This is a genomic window from Gemmatimonadaceae bacterium (assembly GCA_036273715.1).
Lineage (GTDB): Bacteria > Gemmatimonadota > Gemmatimonadetes > Gemmatimonadales > Gemmatimonadaceae > JADGGM01.
Genome location: DASUHB010000006.1, coordinates 1 through 6,318, shown reverse-complemented (window position 1 = coordinate 6,318; position 6,318 = coordinate 1). Strand labels below are relative to the sequence as shown.

Here is a 6,318-nt window from a genome sequence, read left to right as displayed (position 1 = left end):
CGCACTCGACGAGTGCACGAGCTGCCCATGCGAGGTCGAGATGGTGGCCGTGGCCCGTGAGTTCGCGTCGAGGGTCACCGTCGTCACCTGCTGGGCCGCGACATCCTCCGTCACGAGGGGATTCCCGAACGCATCAACCCTAGTCCGGACCGAGTCCACACTCGGCGCGCTCACAAGCGCCCACACGCTGTCGGCAATCACTCTCGTCGCGGGCGTGGCCGAGGACCCGGTGTGCGAGGCCGTATCAATCAACTCGGCGGCGAGCGTCGAGCGAAACCGCGTGCCTAACCGCTTGGTCGCGCCATCGGCGAGCACGGCCGGCGTGCTGTCGGACGCCACGGTGCTCGCGAAGTCATAGCGGTAGAGCCACGTGTTGCCACCGCGATCCGTGACCTGCGTCAATCGGTGGTGCGTGTCATAGGTACCGCTGAACGTCGTCGTGTTCGTGGGATCCTTGATCGTCGTCAGGTTCCCGCTCGCATCCACCGTGAAATGCGACACGCGGCCGCCCGGATCGGTGATCGTGCTCAGCTTGTTGCTCGTATAACCCAACGTGAGGGAGTCGCCGATCGGATCGACCACGGCCGCGAGCAGATTGGATCCGTTGTAGTGGTACTGCGTCGAGTCGCCAAAGCGATTCTTCGCCGTGAGCAGATACCCGGTGGGCGAAAAGGTGAGGATCGTGCCATCCGGGCTCGTGCGGTGATAGCTCGTCACCGTGCCTCCACTCAAGATGGTCGTGAGCGTCGAGAAGTCGCCGAACGGCGCGACCCATGGCGAGGTCTTGGTCGGCCGCGTGAAGAGGAGCATACCGCCCGTCCCATCCGTAATACCGAGCGACAGCGAGTCCGACGTGAAAACGAGGTGTTCGAGGCCGGCAATACCCCAGCCCGCCCCATAGGGGCTCGAGGATTCGTTATCGATCACGAGCGTCGTCGCGACAGGAAACTGGGTCACCGTTCCGGCGTACGACCCGCTGGTCCAGCGACTCTTAATGATCGTCGTGTCGTGATAAATGCCGGTGGCGAGGACGGTCGCGACTTGCCCGGCCAGGCGCTTGGTACTCGTGTCCGTACCGCCTTGCGCGACGTAGAGCTCCGTGGTGCCGTTGGTGAAGGTCTCGTTCACGCCGCCGCGCACCGCCGAGAGCGAGAGCTGCTGGGCGAGCTCGAAGCTCCGGTCTTTGACGTCAACGGCGACAACGCCTAACGGATACGCCATGCCGCTCGAGTAGACGAGCGACACCGAGCGCGCCACATCAAGACTCGTGTAGGCCGGTGTCGTGTAGCCAGCGGTCACGTTGAAACAGCTCAAGGCGCAGAGCGCCGTCGCGTGGTTGTACCCGTTGTGCGGCACCGTCGACACCTCGGGCGGCAACGGCACCGGCACGGTCACCGCGAGCGTCGCGGTGTCGCCGCCGATGCCATGAAGCGGAATGGCGGACAGGCTCACGCTTCCCGAGGTCCCGCTGCCCATCGTCGTCACGCTCACGTTCGCGGTGCCGGACGCGCCCGCGGCCAACGCCATCGGACTCGACGTCAGCAGAGTGCACGTCACTCCGCTGCACGACTTGGCGAGGGTCACTGTGTCCGGAACGGTGCCGAGGTTCTTGACCGTGAAGTTCTGCGTATAGGTGGTGTCCGGCGGCATCGTGATCGCGCCCTTGGGCGTCACCTTGATCGGATTCAGCTTGATCGTGTCCGTCGCCTGGAGCTCGACGTTGCCCTCGGCGGTGACGACGGCGACGCCGGTCCCGGCGGCCGGCCCGCCGGTGAAAATAAGCTTCACCTGCTTCGAACGCCCAACCTTGACCGTGTCGATCGCCGGGGTCACCGAGCAGGCGGAGAGAATCCCCGGTTTGGTGCAGAAGACATCGAGGATATCGTCCATGCTGCCGTTGTTATCGATCTCGAACACCACCGTGTCCGTCGCGCCGACATAGACGGTCGTCGACAGCGTACAGGGCGTGATCGTCTCGAAGCTGCCGCAGAGGCTCAGCATCGGCGTTCGGTGTCCGCGAGTGCGTGGGCGATGGAGCCTGGTCGACGCATCACCGCCGATGGCGAGCCCCGCGCGTGCGACGAACGCACGGCCAGTCAGCACGGTAACCGTCAGCATGGCCAACAGCAGAATGAGACCCACCCGATGACGCGCACGCATGGCACCGCTCCACGAGAATGGAGACGGTTCGCCCGGATGCACGCCGTGGGCCGACGCCGCTGAATGCCTAACTTGCCATGCCGCTTTGCCTTACGCCCGCATCGGTCGGCCGTCGCTCGCCGGTTCTCGCGAAATTCTCAAGAAATTCTTGAGAATGCCCTCTAAAAGCCGGTCGCGTCCGCCTAACGCTCGCGTGGCCGCGCGTTCGGCAGAAGGCGCCTCCAGGGCGTGGCTGCTGCGGACAGCGGTCATCTGCCGTTTGCCAGTCAGAGACCAGTGCGGCCTGTCGCGATCGGGCTGTTGCGTCGCCAAATGGGGATGGCCTTATCGTGTGTGAACCCTGTCGTCTGCAACGCGTTTCGAGTAGACGCGTCGGCGATACGCGGACATACCTAGCCCGCCCCTGGTAGACCGAGGTTCTTCCTCACATATTCCGCACATGAAGCGCCGCGACATGACCTATCGTATTGTCCCGCTTGCGAGCGACGCGGCGCGCGATGCGCGGCTCGGCGCGACGGTCGCCCAGCGTCTCGAGATGCTGGCCGAACTGTCGAATCTCGCGTGGTTGGCAACGGGACGTCCCTTCCCGCGGTACGACAGGCGGCACATGCCCGTCCGCCTAACCACGTTACGCGAGCAAGGTCGGCCCTGACGAGCGGTGATCGACGACTTCCGCGATTTTCTTCGCGAGCTCATGGCCGCGAATGTGCAATTCCTGGTCGTCGGCGCTCACGCGCTGAGCGTGCATGGCGTCCCGCGCGCGACCGGCGATCTCGATGTCTGGATGCGCCCGGATCATGACAACGCATCGCGCCTCATGACGGCGCTCGAGCGGTTTGGTGCACCCACGACGGAATTGAATATCAGCGCCGCGGACTTCAGCAAGCCCGACATGGTCGCACAGCTCGGCGTGCCGCCCTACAGAATCGACATCCTCACGTCCATCAGCGGCGTGGACTTCGATGGAGCCTGGTCCGATCGCACGAACGGTGTGATCGCCGGCGTGTCAGTGCCAATTCTTGGACGCCAGTCGTTTGTGACCAACAAACGAGCTGCCGGCCGCACGAAGGACTCTGCCGATCTCGAAGCGCTCGGCGAGGCATAGCTGTCGCCCGACAAAGCCATCGCGGCGTGGCGATGGTGGCGGGGCCGGCGGTATCACCGCGGCGGCGCCACCGGGCTCACCGTCGGCGCGGCCACCTGCGCCATCACCGAACGCAGCTTGGGCAGCTCGGTCGAGATGATGTCGTTCAGCTTGCCGATCGTCGCGACGAGATGACGCTTCGACTCATCGAGTGTACGTTGCTCGGCCTCCGTGGGCGTCGCCGATGACGCCTCGAGGCCGCCTAACAGATCGTACGCGTTGCCGATCGTCGTGCCGTACGACTCGCCAAACCCGCGGTGTACCGCCCTCAGCAGCGTCGACACGTGACTCACGATGCTGTCGGCGGCCGTGCCCTTCCGATTCCCAACCAGCGCCCGCGCGCGTGCCACTTCCGTGTCCACTTCCGCGAGCGCACGCTTGCCGTCACGGAACGCACGAGTCAACGAATCGATTTCGGCACTCATGTCTTCGCGCGCGCGCAGCGCATCGGGGGTCGTCACCGCGGCAGAATCGCGCCGCACGTGCACGACTTGCGTGAGCGTCGTGCCATCCGCCGTGAGGCGGACGGTATAGTCGTCAGGTACCACGTACGGCGCCCGCGGCGCACCGTAGAAGCCCGAGTCGTCGGGCGCGGGCGCGAATGCGTACTGCGTGTGCAGATCCCAGAGCACGCGATGAAGGCCCGCGCCGCCCGGACCGGTCAGCTCGCGCACGCGATTTCCGCCGGCACTGGTGATGTCGATGTGCACGCTCGAATCGCGCCCAGCCGCAGTGTCGGCCAATCGATACGTGATCAACGCCCCGACCGGCGTGTTAGGCGAGAGCAACTGCTGGAGGCCGGACAACGGTTGGTCGCGCCACTGGTAGTACTCGGTGGCCGTGCGCATCGGGAACAACCGCGCTCCCTCCCTTTCCGTTGCCGAGTCCTCGAGCGCGCGAATGTCGTCGAGGATGATGACGCTGCGTCCGTACGTGCCTAAAATGAGATCGTTGGTGCTGTCATCGACGAGAATGCGATCGACCATTACCCGCGGCAACGTCGCGCCGGGGAATCGCCAGTGCCGGCCGCCATCGAACGTCCAGTAGAGGCCGAACTCCGTACCCGCAAACAACACGCTGCGATTGCGCGGATCTTCGGTGAGCGTCTTGACGGGCGTGCCAGCCGGAAGATCACCAGCGATCGATGTCCACGTCGCGCCGCCGTCGGTGGTCTTGAAGACGTAGGGCGCGAGATCGTCGTCGTAATGTCCATCGAACGTCACGTAGGCCGTGCGCGCATCGAACTTCGATGCGCGGACGGCACTCACCCATCGCGGCCCGCGCAAATGAAATCGCGACGTGAGATTCGTCCAGTGCGCGCCGCCGTCGGTGGTCATCTGGACGTTCCCATCGTCGGTGCCGACGTAGATCGTGCCGGCGGCCTTCGGCGATTCGCTGATCGTCGTGATGTTGCCGTAGAGGCCGGTGCCGTCGTCGCGCGATGGCGTCGTGCTGTCGCGCAGCGGGATGCCATCGCCGAGACTCGCCTTCTTCCAATCCTTTTCGTTTCGCGTGAGATCCGGGCTCAGCACCTTCCACGTGGTGCCGTGATCGGTCGTCGCGAGCAGCTTGTTGGCGCCATAGTAGAACGTGTGCGGATCGTTAGGCGAGACGAGGATGGCCGTGTTCCAGTTGAACCGGTACGGCTCGGCCGAATCAGCCGAAACGGGAGTGATGCGCCGCTCTTCGCGGGTCACGAGGTCCACCACGTATCCACGCCCATTCTGCGAGTTCGTGTACACGAAGCGCGGGTCAGTCGGATCGACCGCGACTTGAAAGCCGTCGCCATACTCGAGAAAGGTGACACCGACATCTGTGAGCGAGCCGCGCGAATGCGTGCCGCTCGGAAACGTGAAGGTGCCGAGGTCCTGTAAGCCGCCGTAGATCCAATACGGATCGCGGTGGTCGATGGCAATGTCGTACAACTGGCCGATCGGCAGGTTGTTCACATATTCCCAGTGGCGCGCGCCATCGTACGTGAACCATACGCCACCATCGTTGCCGAGCATCATGTGGTCCGGCTGGTGCGGATCGATCCAGAGGGCGTGGTTGTCGGGATGGATGCGCACGTTCACGGAATCTTCGGTGAACGTTTTGCCGCCGTCGATCGACACGTGCAGCGATGTCAGCGGGAGCCATACTTTGTTCGGGTTCGTCGGGTCGATGCGGATCTGCCCGTAGTAGTTGCCGCGCTCATCGAGGCGATTCTGGCGCGTCCACGTCGTGCCGCCGTCCGTCGAGCGAAATACGCCGCCGTTCCGGTTTTCGATCACCGCATACACGATGCGCGGATCGCTCTTGGCGATCGCGACGCCGATGCGGCCGGTGTTGCCCGTCGGCAGTCCGTTAGTCAGGCGCGTCCACGTGTCGCCGCCGTCGAGCGAGCGCCAGAGGCCGCTGCCCGGGCCGCCGCCCACGAAACCGAAGGCGCGGCGACGCCGCTCGTATGTCGCGGCGAACACCGTGTGGCCGTCATCGCCCAGCGCGACCTCGATGACACCCGTGTTGGCATCGACGCCGAGGACCTTCTTCCACGTAGCGCCTCCATCTTTCGTCCGGTAGAGCCCGCGCTCTTCGTTAGGCCCGAACAGGTGGCCGGCCGCCGCGACGAACACCGTGTTGGGATCGTGCGCGTCGATCACGACGCGGCCGATGCTTTGCGTGTCCTTGAGGCCCATGAACTGCCACGTCGTGCCGCCATCGAGCGAGCGATACACGCCATCGCCCCAGGTGGACGTCTGGCGATTGTTCGCCTCCCCCGTGCCGACCCACACGATGCTCGGATCACTTGGCGCAATCGCAATGTCGCCGATCGAGAGATCGCTGCCCGACTGGTCGAACACCGGTTCCCATGTGACGCCGTTGTCGCGGCTCCGAAAGACGCCGCCGCTCGCGGCGCCGACGAAAATGATGCGCGGGTCATTGGCCACTGCTTCGATGTCATCGACGCGGCCGCCGAACGACGCCGGGCCGATCGCACGCCAGGCGGTATCGGGCCAATCGGCCGCCTGGGC

At 64.9% G+C, this 6,318-nt stretch carries 4 protein-coding genes; 2 read left to right on the top strand and 2 right to left on the bottom strand.

Annotated features, from left to right (window positions below; translation table 11 throughout):
• On the bottom strand, positions 1-2,160 hold a 2,160-nt coding region (locus tag VFW04_00920; protein ID HEX5177864.1), incomplete at its 3' end, for a hypothetical protein.
• A gap of 439 nt (positions 2,161-2,599) precedes the next feature.
• Between VFW04_00920 and VFW04_00915 the strand changes: the two genes are divergently transcribed.
• On the top strand, positions 2,600-2,812 hold the full coding sequence (locus VFW04_00915; protein ID HEX5177863.1) for a hypothetical protein: 213 nt from the start codon (positions 2,600-2,602) through the stop codon (positions 2,810-2,812).
• 6 nt (positions 2,813-2,818) lie between these two features.
• Positions 2,819-3,265 carry a hypothetical protein gene (locus VFW04_00910; protein HEX5177862.1) on the top strand — a complete coding sequence of 149 codons (447 nt, stop codon included), beginning with the start codon at positions 2,819-2,821 and terminating at the stop codon, positions 3,263-3,265.
• A gap of 53 nt (positions 3,266-3,318) precedes the next feature.
• Here the strand turns inward: VFW04_00910 and VFW04_00905 are convergent.
• On the bottom strand, positions 3,319-6,318 hold a 3,000-nt coding region (locus tag VFW04_00905), incomplete at its 5' end, for a hypothetical protein (GenBank protein ID HEX5177861.1).